This is a genomic window from Corynebacterium crudilactis, assembly GCF_001643015.1.
In the GTDB taxonomy this organism is placed as follows: domain Bacteria; phylum Actinomycetota; class Actinomycetes; order Mycobacteriales; family Mycobacteriaceae; genus Corynebacterium; species Corynebacterium crudilactis.
Window position 1 is genome coordinate 1,227,365 of sequence record NZ_CP015622.1, and the last position, 16,976, is coordinate 1,244,340.

The 16,976-nt window shown below is 53.0% G+C and carries 19 protein-coding genes; 17 read left to right on the top strand and 2 right to left on the bottom strand.

The window, feature by feature from the left end; translation table 11 throughout:
* From prmC to ccrud_RS15680, 15 genes are all read left to right on the top strand, one after another.
* Nucleotides 1-837 carry a peptide chain release factor N(5)-glutamine methyltransferase gene (gene prmC / locus ccrud_RS05800; RefSeq protein WP_066565271.1) on the top strand — a complete coding sequence of 279 codons (837 nt, stop codon included), beginning with the start codon at nucleotides 1-3 and terminating at the stop codon, nucleotides 835-837.
* A 48-nt stretch (nucleotides 838-885) separates the two neighbouring features.
* Entirely contained in the window at nucleotides 886-1,536 is a 651-nt protein-coding gene (locus tag ccrud_RS05805; RefSeq protein WP_066565272.1) for an L-threonylcarbamoyladenylate synthase, read from the top strand.
* The gene (locus ccrud_RS05810) at nucleotides 1,537-2,685 is read left to right on the top strand and encodes an MraY family glycosyltransferase (protein WP_066565273.1); all 1,149 of its coding nucleotides are present in this window, start codon (nucleotides 1,537-1,539) and stop codon (nucleotides 2,683-2,685) included.
* A 43-nt stretch (nucleotides 2,686-2,728) separates the two neighbouring features.
* Nucleotides 2,729-3,178, top strand: coding sequence for a Cg1360 family ATP-synthase-associated protein (locus tag ccrud_RS05815; protein ID WP_066565274.1), 450 nt, complete (start codon nucleotides 2,729-2,731; stop codon nucleotides 3,176-3,178).
* Between the two features lie 649 nt (nucleotides 3,179-3,827).
* Nucleotides 3,828-4,640, top strand: coding sequence for a F0F1 ATP synthase subunit A (atpB, locus tag ccrud_RS05820; protein ID WP_066565275.1), 813 nt, complete (start codon nucleotides 3,828-3,830; stop codon nucleotides 4,638-4,640).
* 133 nt (nucleotides 4,641-4,773) lie between these two features.
* Nucleotides 4,774-5,016, top strand: a complete 243-nt coding sequence (locus ccrud_RS05825) for an ATP synthase F0 subunit C (protein ID WP_003854855.1) — start codon at nucleotides 4,774-4,776, stop codon at nucleotides 5,014-5,016.
* A gap of 30 nt (nucleotides 5,017-5,046) precedes the next feature.
* Entirely contained in the window at nucleotides 5,047-5,619 is a 573-nt protein-coding gene (locus ccrud_RS05830; RefSeq protein ID WP_066565276.1) for a F0F1 ATP synthase subunit B, read from the top strand.
* Nucleotides 5,620-5,624: 5 nt separating this feature from the next.
* A complete protein-coding gene (locus ccrud_RS05835; RefSeq protein ID WP_066565277.1) occupies nucleotides 5,625-6,440 on the top strand; it encodes a F0F1 ATP synthase subunit delta in 816 nt (271 codons plus the stop codon).
* Between the two features lie 61 nt (nucleotides 6,441-6,501).
* Nucleotides 6,502-8,145 carry a F0F1 ATP synthase subunit alpha gene (gene atpA, locus ccrud_RS05840; protein WP_066565278.1) on the top strand — a complete coding sequence of 548 codons (1,644 nt, stop codon included), beginning with the start codon at nucleotides 6,502-6,504 and terminating at the stop codon, nucleotides 8,143-8,145.
* 58 nt (nucleotides 8,146-8,203) lie between these two features.
* On the top strand, nucleotides 8,204-9,181 hold the full coding sequence (locus ccrud_RS05845) for a F0F1 ATP synthase subunit gamma (protein ID WP_066565279.1): 978 nt from the start codon (nucleotides 8,204-8,206) through the stop codon (nucleotides 9,179-9,181).
* A 2-nt stretch (nucleotides 9,182-9,183) separates the two neighbouring features.
* On the top strand, nucleotides 9,184-10,635 hold the full coding sequence (atpD, locus tag ccrud_RS05850) for a F0F1 ATP synthase subunit beta (protein WP_066565280.1): 1,452 nt from the start codon (nucleotides 9,184-9,186) through the stop codon (nucleotides 10,633-10,635).
* Nucleotides 10,636-10,646: 11 nt separating this feature from the next.
* Nucleotides 10,647-11,021 carry a F0F1 ATP synthase subunit epsilon gene (locus tag ccrud_RS05855; protein WP_066565281.1) on the top strand — a complete coding sequence of 125 codons (375 nt, stop codon included), beginning with the start codon at nucleotides 10,647-10,649 and terminating at the stop codon, nucleotides 11,019-11,021.
* Nucleotides 11,022-11,314: 293 nt separating this feature from the next.
* Nucleotides 11,315-11,791, top strand: coding sequence for a DUF2550 domain-containing protein (locus tag ccrud_RS05860; protein ID WP_066565282.1), 477 nt, complete (start codon nucleotides 11,315-11,317; stop codon nucleotides 11,789-11,791).
* Between the two features lie 26 nt (nucleotides 11,792-11,817).
* Complete coding sequence (nucS, locus tag ccrud_RS05865; RefSeq protein ID WP_066565283.1) at nucleotides 11,818-12,510, top strand: endonuclease NucS; 693 nt, start codon at nucleotides 11,818-11,820, stop codon at nucleotides 12,508-12,510.
* Between the two features lie 13 nt (nucleotides 12,511-12,523).
* Complete coding sequence (locus ccrud_RS15680) at nucleotides 12,524-12,811, top strand: hypothetical protein (protein WP_074025425.1); 288 nt, start codon at nucleotides 12,524-12,526, stop codon at nucleotides 12,809-12,811.
* 5 nt (nucleotides 12,812-12,816) lie between these two features.
* Here ccrud_RS15680 and mce read toward each other — a convergent pair whose 3' ends face one another.
* A complete protein-coding gene (mce, locus tag ccrud_RS05870; RefSeq protein ID WP_066565284.1) occupies nucleotides 12,817-13,272 on the bottom strand; it encodes a methylmalonyl-CoA epimerase in 456 nt (151 codons plus the stop codon).
* An 88-nt stretch (nucleotides 13,273-13,360) separates the two neighbouring features.
* Between mce and ccrud_RS05875 the strand changes: the two genes are divergently transcribed.
* Nucleotides 13,361-13,666, top strand: a complete 306-nt coding sequence (locus ccrud_RS05875; protein WP_066565285.1) for a thiamine-binding protein — start codon at nucleotides 13,361-13,363, stop codon at nucleotides 13,664-13,666.
* Between the two features lie 78 nt (nucleotides 13,667-13,744).
* Complete coding sequence (locus tag ccrud_RS05880) at nucleotides 13,745-14,671, top strand: tetratricopeptide repeat protein (RefSeq protein WP_066565286.1); 927 nt, start codon at nucleotides 13,745-13,747, stop codon at nucleotides 14,669-14,671.
* 68 nt (nucleotides 14,672-14,739) lie between these two features.
* Here the strand turns inward: ccrud_RS05880 and glgB are convergent, their stop codons facing one another.
* On the bottom strand, nucleotides 14,740-16,935 hold the full coding sequence (glgB, locus tag ccrud_RS05885; protein ID WP_066565287.1) for a 1,4-alpha-glucan branching protein GlgB: 2,196 nt from the start codon (nucleotides 16,933-16,935) through the stop codon (nucleotides 14,740-14,742).
* Nucleotides 16,936-16,976: the final 41 nt, after the last annotated feature.

Sequence of the window (16,976 nt, forward strand, 5' to 3'; positions counted from 1 at the left end):
ATGCTGACCCTCGGGGAAGCTTTGCGCGACGCCACCACTGTCCTGGAAAGGGCTGGGGTGGCGTCGCCACTTGTTGATGCCCGCCTCATCGCCGCGCATCTTTTGGGATGTAGCCCGCTTAATATTGCGCTTTATATGCGTGATGAAGTGCCGGCTGGCTTTGCCGACGCCGTTCAGCGTCGTGCCACGCGCGAGCCGTTGCAGCACATTCTGGGCACCGCGCCCATGGGCTCGTTGGACTTGCATGTCGGCCCGGGCGTGTTTATTCCGCGCCCGGAAACAGAGGTGCTCGCTGACTGGGCCGTGCGGCAGGCGGGAGGCGTCGACAAGCAAAAAATTGTTGACCTCTGCACCGGGTCCGGCGCCTTAGCCGCCTATATTGGCCATGAGCTTATCGACGCGACCCTTTATGCTGTTGAACTCGACCGCGGGGCAGCAACCTGGGCGCAGCGAAACTTTGATGAGTTTGCGCCTGGTGTACAACTTATTCACGGGGACGTGACAGATCCAACGCTGCTGTCTGATGTGCATGGAACAATCGACATCGTGGTGTCTAATCCGCCGTATGTGCCGGAAACGCAAGATCTAGATCCAGAGGTCTACCAAGATCCTCACATGGCTGTTTTTAGTGGAGCAGATGGCATGGATGTGATCAATGAAATGGTTCACCTTATTTTCAATCTGCTGCGTTTCGGTGGAGTAGTGGGCGTAGAACACGATGACACCACCTCAGAGGCCGTACAACAGGTTTTCCAGGATCATGGAGGATTTGACACTATTGAGGTGCTCAAAGATCTCACCGGTCGGGCACGTTTTGTGACAGCGCGTAAACTCTAAACTTGTAAATTTTTTGATAATCCGTACACCTAATTGAGGAGAAAAACAGTGAGCAGAATCTATAATTGTGCGGACCAAGACTCCCGTGCAGCTGGGCTCAAGGCAGCTGTCGATGCGGTCAAGGCCGGTCAGCTCGTTGTCCTTCCCACGGATACCCTTTACGGCCTTGGCTGCGATGCTTTCAACAATGAGGCTGTAGCCAACCTTTTGGCCACTAAACACCGTGGACCTGATATGCCAGTGCCAGTGTTAGTGGGTAGTTGGGATACCATTCAAGGCCTTGTGAACAGCTATTCTGCACAGGCAAAAGCACTGGTCGAGGCATTTTGGCCTGGTGGTCTCTCCATCATTGTCCCTCAGGCGCCAAGCCTGCCGTGGAACCTAGGTGATACCCGTGGCACCGTGATGCTGCGCATGCCGCTGCACCCAGTCGCCATTGAATTGCTCCGCCAAACCGGCCCAATGGCAGTATCATCTGCCAATATTTCCGGACACACCCCACCAAGCACCGTGACGGAAGCACGCCAACAGCTTAACCAAAATGTTTCTGTCTATCTCGATGGTGGAGAATGCGCGATTGGTCAACCATCTACAATCGTAGATATTTCTGGTGCTACTCCAAAGATCTTGCGAGAGGGTGCCATTAGCGCTGAACGCGTTGGCGAAGTACTTGGAGTGACGGCAGAAAGCCTGCGCTAAATGGGAGTCGGTTTCGCGGGTATTCCGCTGCGCGAATTGGGATTGGTCATCCTCGTTGCAGCCGCCATCACGTATCTCACCACAGGCATCATCCGCACCGTCATGGTCAAAAACGGACGCCTTAATGAGATCCGAGAAAGAGATGTCCATGTCATCCCCAAACCACGCCTTGGTGGAGTGGCGATGTTCAGTGGATTTCTCGGGGCAGTATTTCTCGCAGACCAGCTCCCGGCCTTGACTCGTGGGTTTATGCCTATCACTCCGGAGATGAATGCCGTCATTTGGGCGGGATTTGTCATCGTTGTGGTGGGAGCCTTGGATGATCTTTTTGATCTGGATGCCATCACAAAATTAGTGGGGCAAATCTTAGGCGCAGTTACCATGAGCCTATTGGGTCTGACCTGGTCAATTTTATATTCCCCATTTGGTGGGGGAACAACATTACTTCTTGATCAAGTCCAGTCAACACTCTTGACTACCTTGTTTACCGTGGCTTTAATCAATGCACTGAACTTTGTGGATGGCCTTGATGGTCTCTCTGCCGGCGTAGGCTTAATTGCTGGAGCGGCGATTCTGCTGTTTTCGCTCACCATTCTTTTTGATCAAAATGGTGCTGTTTCGGCCTATCCGCCAGCTATTATTGCAGCTGCATTGGTGGGTATTTGTGCTGGCGTATTGCCGCATAATTTCGAACCCTCCCGTATTTTTATGGGTGATTCCGGATCCATGCTCATTGGCCTGTTGTTGGCGGCAGCATCCACCTCAGCATCAGGAAAAATCAACATGAGCCTGTATGGTGCAGCCGATATCATTGCGTTGATTTCACCCATCATCGTGGTACTTGCGGCAGTGGCCATCCCCCTGCTTGACCTCGTGTTGGCAGTGATTCGCCGTGTGGGTAGGGGAGAATCGCCATTTTCTCCCGATAAAATGCACCTGCATCACCGTTTGCTTGCTATTGGTCATACTCATAGGCGAGTGGTGTTAGTGCTGTACACCTGGGCGGCTGCTGTGGCATTTGGAGCAGTGAGCTTTTCCGTAGTCCCACCACTTTTTGCTACTGGATTAACCATTGTCGGAATACTGATAGCGGTGTCTGTCACCGCAGTTCCTGTGATGAAAAGCCGGCGAGACGCTCACTTGCCTTAAGCGATTGTCGCATTCGGCAATTAAACCGGTAGAATTCCCCTTCGTGAGCGCCGAAAATACCGAAAACCCTGATTCCCCGTTTGAGATCTCCGAATTCGATGACCATCGACGACCCCTGCAAAGAGCCGTTAAATTTGGCTCCTATGCGCTTCTAGCCTTCACCCTAATTTCTTTGGCAATTTGGGGTGCTACCCGAGGCCTTCCTGGAGTATGGGGAGTGGTGATCGGCGCTGCTGTTGGTGGTGGCTTCGTCCTTCTTACCGCGCTGAGTGTGTTGTTTACTGCCAACTCCAATGTCACTACGACTGGCGCTGTCGTGCTTGGTAGCTGGCTGCTGAAGATCGTTATCTTAGTGATTGTTCTGGCCGTAATCAAAGACATGACCTTTTATGACAACACAGCCCTTTTTGTCACAGTGGTGATTGCGCTTGTGGTGGTCTTGATGACTGAGGTCTGGGGAGTGCTGACCTCTCGCGTTACTTATATCGGATAAATTTCGGTACATTCCTTGCCCCCACATCCCTGTGAAACAGGGGAGTGGGGGCATTTTTGTATATAGCGCTTTCGTCCCTGAAATAAGGGTAGGTTGCAGGGGTAGATGAAATTAGTGATTCAGTTCACAGGGGATGGCAGTGGGAGAGCTGAACCGCAGTAAAAGGCCATGGTGTGAGCGCTGCTTGGGGGCGGGGTACTGGCAAACAAACGGGTAACTTTTAGGGATTGGCCACCTAATTGCTGGCAAATTTCTGATGAAATTTCACTGCCAAACCCACACTAACTACCCCCGTTTGCCCTCAAAGCGGGCGTTGTGACACACATAACACCCCCTGATCGTACCCGCTCACGCGCTATTTTCGACGAACCGCCCACTCGTGGCAACGAATGCCCCCGCCCCGCTTGGATAAAAGACGAAATCACCTGTTAATCTATAACGCGGGTTGAACCGAGAAACCTCCCACGGCAGCAGACAATAGCCATAAGGGGTTTTGCGGAGCACGTCCCCTGTGATCGTTGCGCTGATGTGCGACGGAGTCCGTAGCGATTGCAGCGAGTTTTTCAGACGTCCATCGCACCGTGCACAACAACATTTCAGGTGCACGGCCCGAACACGGGAGAGAACGCTGAGCGTTACAACACTGTCCATGAAGGGCGAATTCCACGCCCCCGATTTGGACAAAGAATTTTTCCCGGGGCACGTAACCGATAATGGTGAAGTCGTGAACATGCTGTTCACCGATTTTGCTAATGGTTGGTTCGCAATGGACCGCATCGTATTGATCCGTCTGCTTATGACGGCACTCGTTGTGGTCTTCTTCCTTTGGGCTATGCGTAAGCCAAAGCTTGTCCCGCATGGCGTCCAGAATTTTGCAGAGTACGCACTTGATTTCGTTCGTATTCACATCGCTGAAGACATCCTCGGAAAGAAGGAGGGTCGTCGGTTCCTGCCGATCCTGGCCACCATCTTCTTCGCGGCCCTTTTGATGAATCTTGCAACGATTATCCCGGGACTAAACATCTCACCTAACTCACGTATTGCATTCCCAATCGTGATGGCGGTAGCTGGTTATATCGCGTTTATCTACGCAGGTTCTAAGCGTTACGGTTTCTTCAAATATGTGAAGTCATCGATCGTGATTCCGAACATTCCACCAGCACTTCATATTTTGGTGGTTCCAATTGAGTTCTTCTCTACATTCATCTTGAGGCCAGTCACCCTGGCACTGCGTTTGATGGCCAACTTCCTAGCTGGTCACATCATCTTGGTTCTGCTTTTCTCCGCAACGAACTTCTTCTTCTTCCAGTTCAACGGATGGACAGTAATGTCCGGCGTAACCATCTTGATGTCAGTACTCTTCACGGTCTACGAGCTCATTGTTATCTTCCTTCAGGCATACATCTTTGCTCTGCTGGTTGCTGTTTACATTGAACTTTCACTCCATGCGGATTCTCACTAGATGAACAAAAGGTCGCTGAGAGAGTTTCTTGCACAAGATGCTTAAACAGCGAGCGGACCACTCGGTCAACTGAATAACCCCACTTAACACTTCACAGCCCGATACCCGGGCACCAGAAAGGGAACGACACCTCATGAACGAGATCATCCTGGCACAGGACGCAACTGAGTCCACCATCACCGGCCTTGGCGCTGTCGGCTACGGCATCGCAACCATCGGACCAGGCCTCGGCATTGGCATCCTGGTTGGTAAGGCACTTGAGGGCATGGCACGCCAGCCTGAGATGGCCGGACAGCTCCGCACCACCATGTTCCTGGGCATTGCATTCGTTGAGGCCCTGGCACTGATCGGCCTCGTTGCTGGCTTCCTGTTCTAATCAGCTAACTTAACCGAAAGCTGGTAAACCATGGCGAATTCGATTTACAATTTGGCGCACGCTAACGCGGATGCGCTTCCTCTGGAGGGCGGAAACTCTATTCTGTTCCCTCCTCTGTATGACATCGTCTGGTCCCTCATCCCGTTTTTGATCATCCTGCTTGTATTTTGGAAGCTTGTTCTTCCAAAATTCCAGGAAGTCCTGACCGAGCGTGAGGACCGGATCAAGGGAGGCATTCAGCGTGCCGAAGCCGCTCAGGCTGAGGCCAAGGCTGCCCTTGAAAAGTACAACGCACAGCTCGCTGAGGCCCGTACCGAGGCTGCAGAGATCCGTGAGCAGGCGCGCGAGCGCGGCAAGCAGATCGAGGCAGAACTGAAGGACAAGGCCAACGAAGAGAGCAACCGCATCATCGAGTCCGGTAGCAAGCAGCTTCTGGCACAGCGCGAGCAGGTCGTTAACGAACTGCGTCGCGAAATGGGCCAGAACTCCATCAACCTTGCCGAGCACCTTCTTGGAGATCAGCTCTCCGATAACGTGAAGCGCTCTGGCACGATTGATCGCTTCCTCGCCGATCTCGATACCGTGGCACCGAACGGAAAGTAGGCGACATGCACGCAGCAAGCCGCGAGGCACTGGCAAAGGTTACGTCCGATCTGGACGCTGCTCTAGCAGCAGATAACACCATGGCAGTTGCCGCCCAGGCTGGAACTGAGCTTTTCGACGTCGTCGATGTTCTCGACGGCGACCGAGCTCTGCGTGTTGCTGTTGCAGACTCTTCAAAGGACGCACACAGCCGAGTCGGCCTCATTGAGGCTGTATTCGGTGGCAAGGTGAGCCCAGCTGTTCTCGAAGTCCTCAAGGACGCAGCAGAACAGACTTGGTCCACTCCACGCGAGTTTCGCGCTGGACTAGTCCAACTTGGCCGTCGCTCCCTTCTTCGCTCTGCGGAGAAACAAGGGCAGCTTGGCCAGGTCGAAGACGAACTGTTCCGACTAAGCCGCATCCTGGATCGTGAAAGCAAGCTAACTCAGCTGCTCTCTGATCGCACTCAGGAAATTGGCGGACGACGTGACCTTTTGGCGAAGGTGCTCTACGGCAAGGTAACTTCTGTTACCGAAGCCCTGGCACTGCAGGCAATTGGTCGTCCAGAGCACAACCCAATTGATGACATTTCTGCATTGGCTGGAGCTGTAGCGCAGCTACAGGGCCGTTCTGTTGCACATGTTGTTTCTGCGGTTGAACTCAACGAAGGACAGCAACAAGCGCTAGCTGAAAAGCTGGGACGTATTTATGGTCGTGCGATGAGCATCCACTCCGAGGTTGATACCAGCCTCCTCGGTGGAATGATCATCCGCGTCGGAGACGAAGTAATTGACGGCAGCACCTCGGGTAAACTCGAGCGACTGCGGACAACCTTCGCGTAAAGACACGACGAATTAGACAACATTAGTAATGCTGGAAGAAACAACCGAGAGCAGGAACAACATGGCGGAGCTGACGATCTCCTCCGATGAGATCCGTAGCGCGATTTCGAACTACACCTCGAGCTACTCCGCGGAGGCCTCCCGTGAGGAGGTCGGCGTGGTTATTTCGGCCGCTGACGGTATCGCCCAGGTTTCGGGCCTCCCGTCAGTAATGGCGAATGAGCTCCTCGAATTCCCGGGCGGCGTTATCGGCGTCGCGCAGAACCTTGAAGCTGACCGAGTCGGCGTCGTGGTTCTGGGTAACTACGAGCTACTTAAAGAAGGCGACCAAGTTCGTCGTACTGGAGACGTTTTGTCTATCCCAGTCGGCGAAGCATTCCTTGGCCGCGTTATCAACCCCCTTGGCCAGCCGATTGACGGCTTGGGCGAAATCGCAGCTGAAGAGGACCGCGTCCTCGAGCTTCAGGCACCAACTGTGCTTGAGCGTCAGCCAGTCGAAGAGCCTTTGTCAACCGGTATCAAGGCTATCGACGCAATGACCCCAATCGGTCGCGGTCAGCGTCAGCTGATCATTGGTGACCGTAAGACTGGCAAGACCGCAGTCTGCGTCGATACCATTCTTAACCAGAAGGCTAACTGGGAGACCGGCGACAAGACGAAGCAGGTTCGCTGCATCTACGTCGCAATCGGCCAGAAGGGCTCCACCATTGCAGCCCTGCGTAAGACTCTTGAGGAGCAGGGCGCTCTTGAGTACACCACTATCGTGGCTGCACCAGCTTCCGATGCTGCAGGCTTCAAGTGGCTTGCACCATTCGCAGGCGCTGCTCTCGCACAGCACTGGATGTACCAGGGCGACCACGTCCTGGTCATCTATGATGATCTGACCAAGCACGCTGAAGCATACCGTGCCATCTCCCTCTTGCTCCGTCGTCCACCAGGCCGCGAAGCATACCCAGGTGACGTCTTCTACCTGCACTCCCGTCTGCTGGAGCGCGCCGCGAAGCTGTCCGATGAGCTAGGTGCAGGTTCTGTTACTGCACTGCCAATCATTGAGACCAAGGCAAACGATGTTTCCGCCTTCATTCCTACCAACGTGATTTCCATCACCGATGGTCAGGTATTCCTTGAGTCCGACCTGTTTAACCGTGGCGTTCGCCCGGCTATCAACGTCGGTGTCTCCGTCTCCCGTGTTGGTGGCGCAGCTCAGACCAAGGGCATGAAGAAGGTTGCCGGTTCACTCCGTCTGGACCTGGCTGCATTCCGCGATCTGGAAGCATTCGCTACCTTCGCATCTGACCTGGATGCTGCATCCAAGTCTCAGCTTGAGCGTGGCCAGCGCCTCGTTCAGCTGCTAGTTCAGGCTGAGAACGAGCCACAGGCTGTTGAGTACCAGATTATTTCTCTGTGGCTCGCAGGCGAAGGCGCATTCGACAACGTTCCTGTTGAAGATGTCCGTCGTTTCGAGGCAGAACTGCACGAGTACCTCGGCTCTAACGCCGCTCAGGTTTACGCGCAGATCGATGGTGGTGCACAGCTATCCGACGAGTCCAAGGAAACCCTTCTTAAGGCAACCGAAGACTTCAAGGGCGCTTTCCAGACCACTGATGGCACCCCAGTCATCAACGAGCCTGAGGTTGAAGCACTCGCCGCAGGCCAGGTCAAGAAGGACCAGCTCACCGTTTCCCGCAAGGTCAGCAAGAAGTAAAAGGCAGCGAGCCTACACTAAATGACTGTCCAAGCAACTGAAGGGAGGCGTGTGAACCATGGCAACAATTCGTGAATTGCGTGACCGAATTCGTTCGGTTAACTCAACCAAGAAGATCACCAAGGCTCAAGAGCTCATCGCCACCTCTCGCATCACCAAGGCACAGGGTCGCGTCGCGGCAGCTGCACCGTACGCCGAGGAAATTCAGCATGTGCTGGAGCGCCTCGCGTCGGCAAGCTCTCTCGACCACCCAATGCTGCGTGAGCGTGAAGGCGGCAAACGAGCTGCCGTGCTCGTGGTTACTTCTGACCGCGGCATGGCTGGTGGCTACAACCACAACGTACTGAAGAAGGCAGCGGAGCTGGAAAAGCTTCTTGCTGAAAGCGGCTACGACGTGGTTCGTTATGTCACCGGCAAAAAGGGCGTCGACTACTACAAGTTCCGCGAAGATGCTGTAGCAGGTGCCTGGACTGGATTCTCACAGGATCCAGACTGGGCAGCTACTCACAACGTGCGTCGCCACCTCATTGAGGGCTTCACTGCCACCTCTGAAGGCGAAGCTGCATGGCGCGAGGGACTGAACCAACCAGAAGGCCAGGATATCCAGGGCTTCGACCAGGTTCACGTGGTCTACACCGAGTTCATCTCCATGCTGACTCAAAACCCAGTGGTGCACCAGCTGCTCCCAATTGAGCCAGTTATCGAAGATGAAATTTTCGAAAAGGGCGAGGATCTGCTGTCCTCTTCCGGCGATGTCGAACCCGATTATGAGTTCGAGCCGGATGCAGACACTCTGCTTGAGGCACTGCTTCCGCAGTACGTCTCACGCAGGCTGTTCTCCATTTTCTTGGAGGCCGCAGCTGCAGAGTCCGCTTCACGTCGAAACGCGATGAAGTCTGCAACTGACAACGCAACGGAATTGGTCAAGGACCTATCCCGTGTGGCCAACCAGGCACGTCAGGCACAGATCACCCAGGAAATCACAGAGATTGTTGGCGGCGCTGGCGCGCTTGCCGACAGCGGAGAAAGTGACTAATTATGACTACAGCTCTTAATGAGCAGAACGCACAGCTGGCAGCTACTGCTGGCCGTGTCGTGCGTGTCATTGGTGCGGTCGTCGACGTGGAGTTTCCCCGCGGCGAACTGCCAGCACTGTACAACGCACTGACTGTTGAGGTAACCCTCGAATCAGTCAAGAAAACCGTTGTTCTCGAGGTTGCTCAGCACCTCGGCGACAACCTGATCCGTACCATCGCTATGGCTCCTACCGACGGACTTGTCCGCGGTGCTGCTGTAACCGACTCCGGACGCCCAATTTCCGTTCCTGTTGGCGATGTTGTTAAGGGCCACGTATTCAACGCTCTGGGCGATTGCCTGGACGATGTTTCCCTCAACACCAACCCTGACATCGAGCGTTGGGGCATCCACCGCGAGCCACCAGCTTTCGACCAGCTCGAGGGCAAGACCGAGATCCTGGAAACAGGCATCAAGGTTATCGACCTTTTGACCCCTTACGTTAAGGGCGGAAAGATCGGCCTTTTCGGTGGTGCAGGTGTTGGTAAGACCGTTTTGATCCAGGAAATGATCACCCGTATCGCTCGCGAATTCTCCGGTACTTCCGTATTCGCTGGCGTCGGTGAGCGTACCCGTGAAGGCACCGACCTCTTCCTTGAAATGGAAGAAATGGGCGTTCTTCAGGACACCGCCTTGGTGTTCGGTCAGATGGATGAGCCACCAGGAGTCCGTATGCGCGTTGCGCTGTCCGGCCTGACCATGGCGGAGTACTTCCGCGATGTTCAGAACCAGGACGTGCTGCTGTTCATCGATAACATCTTCCGTTTCACCCAGGCAGGCTCTGAGGTTTCTACCCTTCTGGGTCGTATGCCTTCTGCCGTGGGTTACCAGCCAACCTTGGCTGACGAGATGGGTGTTCTTCAGGAGCGCATTACCTCCACTAAGGGCCGTTCGATTACTTCTCTGCAGGCCGTTTACGTCCCTGCCGATGACTACACCGACCCGGCTCCAGCGACCACCTTCGCTCACTTGGATGCGACCACCGAGCTTGACCGCTCTATTGCTTCCAAGGGTATTTACCCAGCAGTGAACCCACTGTCCTCCACCTCTCGTATTCTCGAGCCAGCTATTGTTGGTGAGCGTCACTACGAAATTTCTCAGCGTGTCATCGGCATTCTGCAGAAGAACAAGGAACTTCAGGACATCATCGCCATCCTTGGTATGGATGAGTTGTCTGAAGAGGACAAGATCACGGTTGCTCGTGCACGTCGCCTCGAGCGCTTCCTTGGTCAGAACTTCTTCGTCGCAGAGAAGTTCACCGGTCTGCCAGGCTCTTACGTGCCACTGACCGACACCATCGACGCTTTCGAGCGTATTTGCAACGGCGATTTCGACCATTACCCAGAGCAGGCCTTCAACGGCCTCGGTGGTTTGGACGATGTCGAAGCTGCATACAAGAAGCTGACCGGAAAGTAAGGTAGAGACACATGGCTGAAATCACCGTTGAACTGGTGTCTGTAGAGCGCATGCTGTGGGCCGGCGAGGCTTCCATCGTGACTGCACAGACCACCGAGGGTGAGATCGGCGTGCTGCCCGATCACGAGCCTCTTCTCGGCCAATTGGTTGAGAACGGCGTTGTGACCATCCAGCCGATCGACGGCGAAAAGCTTATCGCTGGCGTTTCGGGTGGATTCCTCTCCGTATCGAAGTCAAAGGTGACGATCCTCGCGGACTTCGCCGTCTGGGCGAATGAGGTTGATACCGCATCCGCCGAGACTGACCTTAATTCGGACGACGAGCTAGTCAAGGCACATGCCGAGGCTGGGCTGCGCGCGGTCCGCCGCAGCAGCGAAGGTCTCTAAACCTCCGTTTAGCTGATGTACGAGAAGGCCCGCTGGAACCGTAAAGGTTCCAGCGGGCCTTTTGTTTTACCCTATGGAAAGGCTCTATAGCTAAGACCCGAAGAATTAAGAAGCGGATATGATAATCCTAAGCTTTTAGCCCCGCTGTGGGGTAGCTTTGCAAGGTGAGTAGGGCTTTGACAACCTATGATCCTTGACCAAGCAGTAGAGGCTCCTCAGCGGTTTCGTGTCGGACGACATTGTGAGTAGGATCGTCTAAAATCGTTTTCTTTGCAGGGAGGACTTCAAAAGCCGTGGAATTTATTACCTGGGCAGTGGTAGTTGTTGCAGTGCTGGCAGTAATCCTTCTTGCTGCGTGGCGCTTTTTTACACTGCGCTCCAAGGGGACCAGCGTCATCCTGCGTGAACTTCCTCAAAACGGGGTACATGGTTGGCGGCACGGCTTGTTTCGCTACAACGGAAATAAACTGGAGTACTTTAAGCTGCGCTCCTTATTACCTATGTCTAACCTCACTCTAGACCGCCTTTCGGTTACTTTGCTTGATCGTAGAGATCCAGTTTCCGACGAGGCGGTTTTCATGTCTAAAGGGGTCAAGGTGTTGCATATTCAATCCAACGATGACCATATTGAAATTGCTTTGAATACGCACAGTGAGATGGCTTTTACAGCGTGGCTTGAGGCCGCACCAGATGCACGTGCAGAACATACTCTTAATGCACGGGACTTTAATCGATTTCGGCCAGGCAAAGACACCCGTAAAAACCGTTAGCGCAGTGTCATTGTTATGGTGGGTGCATGCGTTTAGTTATCGCCCGTTGCTCAGTTGATTATGTTGGCCGTTTGGAAGCTCATCTTCCCTCCGCTGACCGCCTTTTAATGGTTAAGGCAGATGGCTCTGTCTCCATCCATGCAGATGATCGTGCCTATAAGCCACTTAACTGGATGACTCCGCCTTGTTCGTTAACGGAAAGCCCTATTACCGATGAAGATGGTGAGGCAACAGGGGAGAGCCTGTGGGTAGTGGAAAATAAAAAGGGTGAACAACTTCGCATTACTGTGGAAGAAATTCATTCAGAGCAAAGCTTTGAACTTGGCCAAGATCCAGGTTTGATTAAGGATGGCGTAGAAGACCATCTGCAGGAACTCTTGGCAGAGCACATCACCACGCTAGGTGATGGATATACCTTGATTCGACGTGAATACCCGACCGCCATTGGTCCTGTCGATATTTTGTGCAGGAATTCAGATGGTGAGACTGTGGCTGTTGAAATCAAGCGTCGTGGTGGTATTGACGGCGTTGAGCAGTTGACTAGGTACCTAGAATTGCTTAACCGTGATGAGCTACTGAAGCCAGTACATGGTGTGTTTGCTGCTCAGGAGATTAAGCCGCAAGCTAAGACACTTGCAGAAGATCGTGGTATTAAATGTGTGACACTGGATTATCAAGTACTTCGTGGCATTGAATCCAATGAACTCACGCTATTTTAAGTAGCTGTGCACTATGGCTCGAAAAAATCGTAGAAGTAATATTCAGCCGGCGAGAGATCTGCCAGTTGATGGAACATCCTATTGGGGAACCCAGTCTCAGGAGGGACCCAGCTGGACGTTTGGTGAGCCCTATTTAGTTCGTCAGATGGGTTCCTCAGCGGCAAAGAAATTCTATATTTGCCCTGGATGTAATCAGAACATTCCACCAGGTGTGGCTCACATTGTGGCGTGGCCTAAAGAAGCTGGTGGGGGCGCTGATGACAGGAGGCATTGGCACAAACCGTGCTGGGAGCGTCGATAAGCTTTTTAAGCTTGTGGCTGCGTGATTTCCAGCAGCACGCCGCCTGCATCCTTGGGGTGCAGGAAGTTGATGCGGGCGCCGCCGGTGCCAATCTTCGGCTCAGGGTACAACAGGCGCACGCCTTGGCTGCGGAGGTGCTCTGACAGCGCATCAATATCATTGGTGCGCAGACACATCTGCTGGATGCCGGCTCCCTTTTTCTCAAGGAACTTAGCAATTGTAGATTCTTCATTGAGCGGGGCAAGTAGCTGAATCATGCCGTCAGTGCTCTTTAGATCTTTCGGGCCGATCATAGCCTCTGTGACACCTTGTTCCTCATTGGTTTCTTGATGGTGATTCACCCAGCCAAATGCGGAGCGGTAGAACTCGATGGCTTCCTCGAGGTTTGGTACGGCGATGCCCACGTGATCGAGGCAGACAACGTACTCATGGGGAATATTCAGAGACTGTGGATTAGGCATGCTTTGATTTTAAGCAGAAGACGTTTCAGAAATATGTGGTTTGGTAACACAATTCACGAGAAACTAACCCCAGGGTAGGGTGGCAGATATGATTGTTGCATTTTCCGTTGCTCCCGCTGTTACCGATAATCCTGATGCAGAGATGGCAGATGCCGTCACTGAAGCGATCCGCGTCGTCCGTGCCTCCGGTCTGCCAAATGAAACCAATGCCATGTTCACACTCATTGAAGGTGAATGGGATGAAGTGATGGCTGTGATTAAAGAGGCTACGGAGGTAATTTCTACCGTTGCTCCGCGCACATCACTGGTGATTAAAGCAGATATTCGCCCAGGATATACCGGCCAATTGACTCGAAAAGTAGAAGCTGTAGAAGAGCGCCTGGCTAGAGATTAGCTTTGTGCATAGACTTAAGTTTTTGAGTTTTATTAAGTGCTAAAGATTAAAGGCTAAAAAGAAAGCGTGAATTAAGTCGTGACTACACCGAATCGTTTTGTTAGTGGCGCTATTGATTTAGGTGAGGTAAAAGCGCGTGCAGATGCACGCCAAAAGGCCCATGAACAGGGTCCAGCTTCTCAGGGCATTGCAACTTCTATTGAGGTCACCATGGAGACCCTGGAAAATGAGGTATTGCGTCGGTCTACTCAGGTTCCAGTGATAGTGCTGGTTGGTACACCGCGTAGCCCTGATTCTGAGCAGCTGAAATCAGATCTCAGCGCGCTTGCTGCACAAAGTGAATTGAAGTTTATTTTCGCTTATGTCAATGCTGATACTGATGCTGATGTAGCTCAGGTATTTGGTGTGCAGGGTCTTCCATCTGTGATTGCAGTGGCAGCAGGACGTCCACTTGCTGATTTTCAAGGCGGACAGCCGGCAGAAGCTCTCAAGCAGTGGACTGATCAGGTCATCCAAGCAATCAGTGGACAATTAGAAGGCTTGCCAGCACAACCTTCTGGTAAAGACGCTGACGAGGAAGTAGAAGTGGAAGATCCTCGGTTTGATGCAGCAACTGATGCCCTGAATCGGGGTGCTTTTGATGAAGCAATTGCTGTCTATGATGCGATCTTGGCAGAAGAGCCAGGACATGCAGATGCAAAGCAAGCACGTGATACTGCCAAGCTGTTAGCTCGACTAAGCGAAGTAGATTCAGCAGTAGACGTGATTGTTACTGCTGATGCAGATCCTCAGTCTGTGGATAAAGCTTTCGCTGCCGCTGATGCTGCTGTTGTCGCAGGTAATCCTGAAGCGGCATTCGATCGCCTGGTGGCTTTGTTGATGATTAGTGCTGGCGCACAGAAAGATCAGGTTAAAGAGCGCCTATTGGAACTTTTTGGCATGTTTGAGGCTGCTGATCCACGTGTGCTCCAAGCGCGAGGAAAAATGGCCAGCGCTTTGTTCTAGGAGATAAAAAACACGTGCCAACGAAAGCTTAAGAAAAAGCTTTGTTGGCACGTGTTTTGTTTTTAAACTTATCCCTGAAGTGCGTAGAATTGTGCACTCATCGCTGGGATATGCAGCTTAACTGACTGCTGGAAACCATCACGTGGCTGCGCAACCGTGTGCACTGATTGTGCAATGCCGTTGTTCGCACCCATGAATTCTGATTCATCGGTGTTGAGAACAAGCTTCCATTCGCCCTCGGCTGCTGTTCCACATTCATAATCTGGTTGTGGAGTGCCAGACAGATTGAAGACACACAGCATCTGGGAGCCATCGCTGCCGAAACGCGTAAACGCCAAAATATTGTTGCCGGCATCATCGCCCTTATTCCATGCGAATCCTTCACCAGTGAAATCTTGAGTGTGGAGCGCAGGAGAGTCGGAATAAACATTGTTGAGGGACCTGGTCAGGCTACGAATTGCCTCGTGGTATTCACCTTGCCAACCATCAACGATATTCCACGGAAGGCCATGTGCTTCAGACCATTCTTCAGGCTGGCCGAATTCTTGGCCCATGAACAGCAGTTTCTTTCCAGGATGCGCCCACATGTAGGCAAGGAAAGTGCGCAGGCCTGCTGCCTTGTTCCAAGTATCTCCAGGCATACGATCCCACAGTGAGCCCTTGCCATGAACTACTTCATCGTGGGAGATAGGCAAAGTAAAGCGCTCAGAGAAGGCATAAACCAAAGAGAATGTGAGCTCATTGTGGTGGAACGCGCGGTGCACTGGGTTCTTGGAGAAATACTCCAAGGTATCGTTCATCCAGCCCATATTCCACTTGAGTGAGAACCCTAAGCCACCGTCCCAAGTGGGAGCCGTAACGCCCGGCCAAGAAGTAGATTCCTCTGCGATGGTCAGAGCACCAGGGTGGAGACGAAGAACAGTGGCATTCATTTCCTGCAAGAACTGCACTGCTTCCAGATTCTCGCGGCCACCGTAGATATTTGGCTCCCATTCGCCGTGCTCACGGGAGTAATCTAGATACAACATGGAGGCTACAGCATCGACGCGTAAGCCATCGATGTGGAATTCCTCAATCCAGTACAACGCATTGGCAACGAGGAAGTTGCGGACTTCATTACGGCCGAAGTCAAAGACAAGAGTGCCCCAGTCTTTTTGCTCGCCGCGCTTCCAGTCTGGGTGCTCGTAGAGAGCTTCGCCATCAAAGCGGGCGAGTGCCCAATCATCTTTAGGGAAGTGGGCTGGAACCCAGTCCATGATGACACCGATGCCACGGGCATGGAATGCATCAATCAAGGCACGGAACTGATCTGGAGTGCCCCACCGAGAACTCGGTGCGTAATAACCAGTGACCTGGTAGCCCCAAGAACCGCCAAAGGGATGTTCTGCGACAGGGAGGAACTCCACATGGGTATAGCCAAGGTCTGCGACATAATCCACAAGCTCAGTGGCGAGATCTTCGTAGTTTTTGCCCCACCGCCATGAACCCAAGTGGACTTCATAAACACTCATTGGCTTGGACGCGACATCAATGTTTGTGCGTTCACGTAGCCATGAAGAATCCTGCCATTGATAATCAGAAGAAGCGATGATGGAGCCTGTGGCTGGGGCAAGCTCAGCGCGACGAGCCATCGGATCAGCTTTATCGCGGCGTTGGCCATCTTTAGTCTGAAGGGCGAACTTATAAACTTCACCTTCCACAACATCTGGGATAAACAATTCCCACAGGCCAGAACCACCCATGGAACGCATTGGATGGGCAGAAGCATTCCATCCGTTGAAACCACCTACCACCGCGCAACCAATAGCATTTGGAGCCCACACTGTGAAAGCGGTGCCGCGGACTGCTCCCAGAGCAGTTTGGTACGTTTTGATATTTGCACCGAGAACTTCCCACAGGCGCTCGTGGCGACCTTCGGAGAACAGATAAATATCCATTTCGCCGACGGTGGGGAGGAAGAAATACGGATCTGCCTTGATCTGTGGTTTTTGATCCGGCCAGGTGACCTCAAGACGGTAGTCAGCGTGTGCACGGCGACCTAGATCAATAGCAAAGATATCATCGCCGATGGAAGACATCGGCAGGGAGGTGCCGTCGATAAGCAATTGAACCTCCGTTGCGCCGATCTGGCGCGTGCGGACAACCGCACCAGCTTGGGTCTCATGCCACCCGTAGAAACCATGAGGATCGTGGTGGTTGCAATGGCGCAGGCGGGCCAAATCTGCCTCAGGAATGGTGATGTGGCTCGCGGGATCAACGGTCATGATTATCGTCCTTGATAGATGAAACGGGGGAAAACATAAGG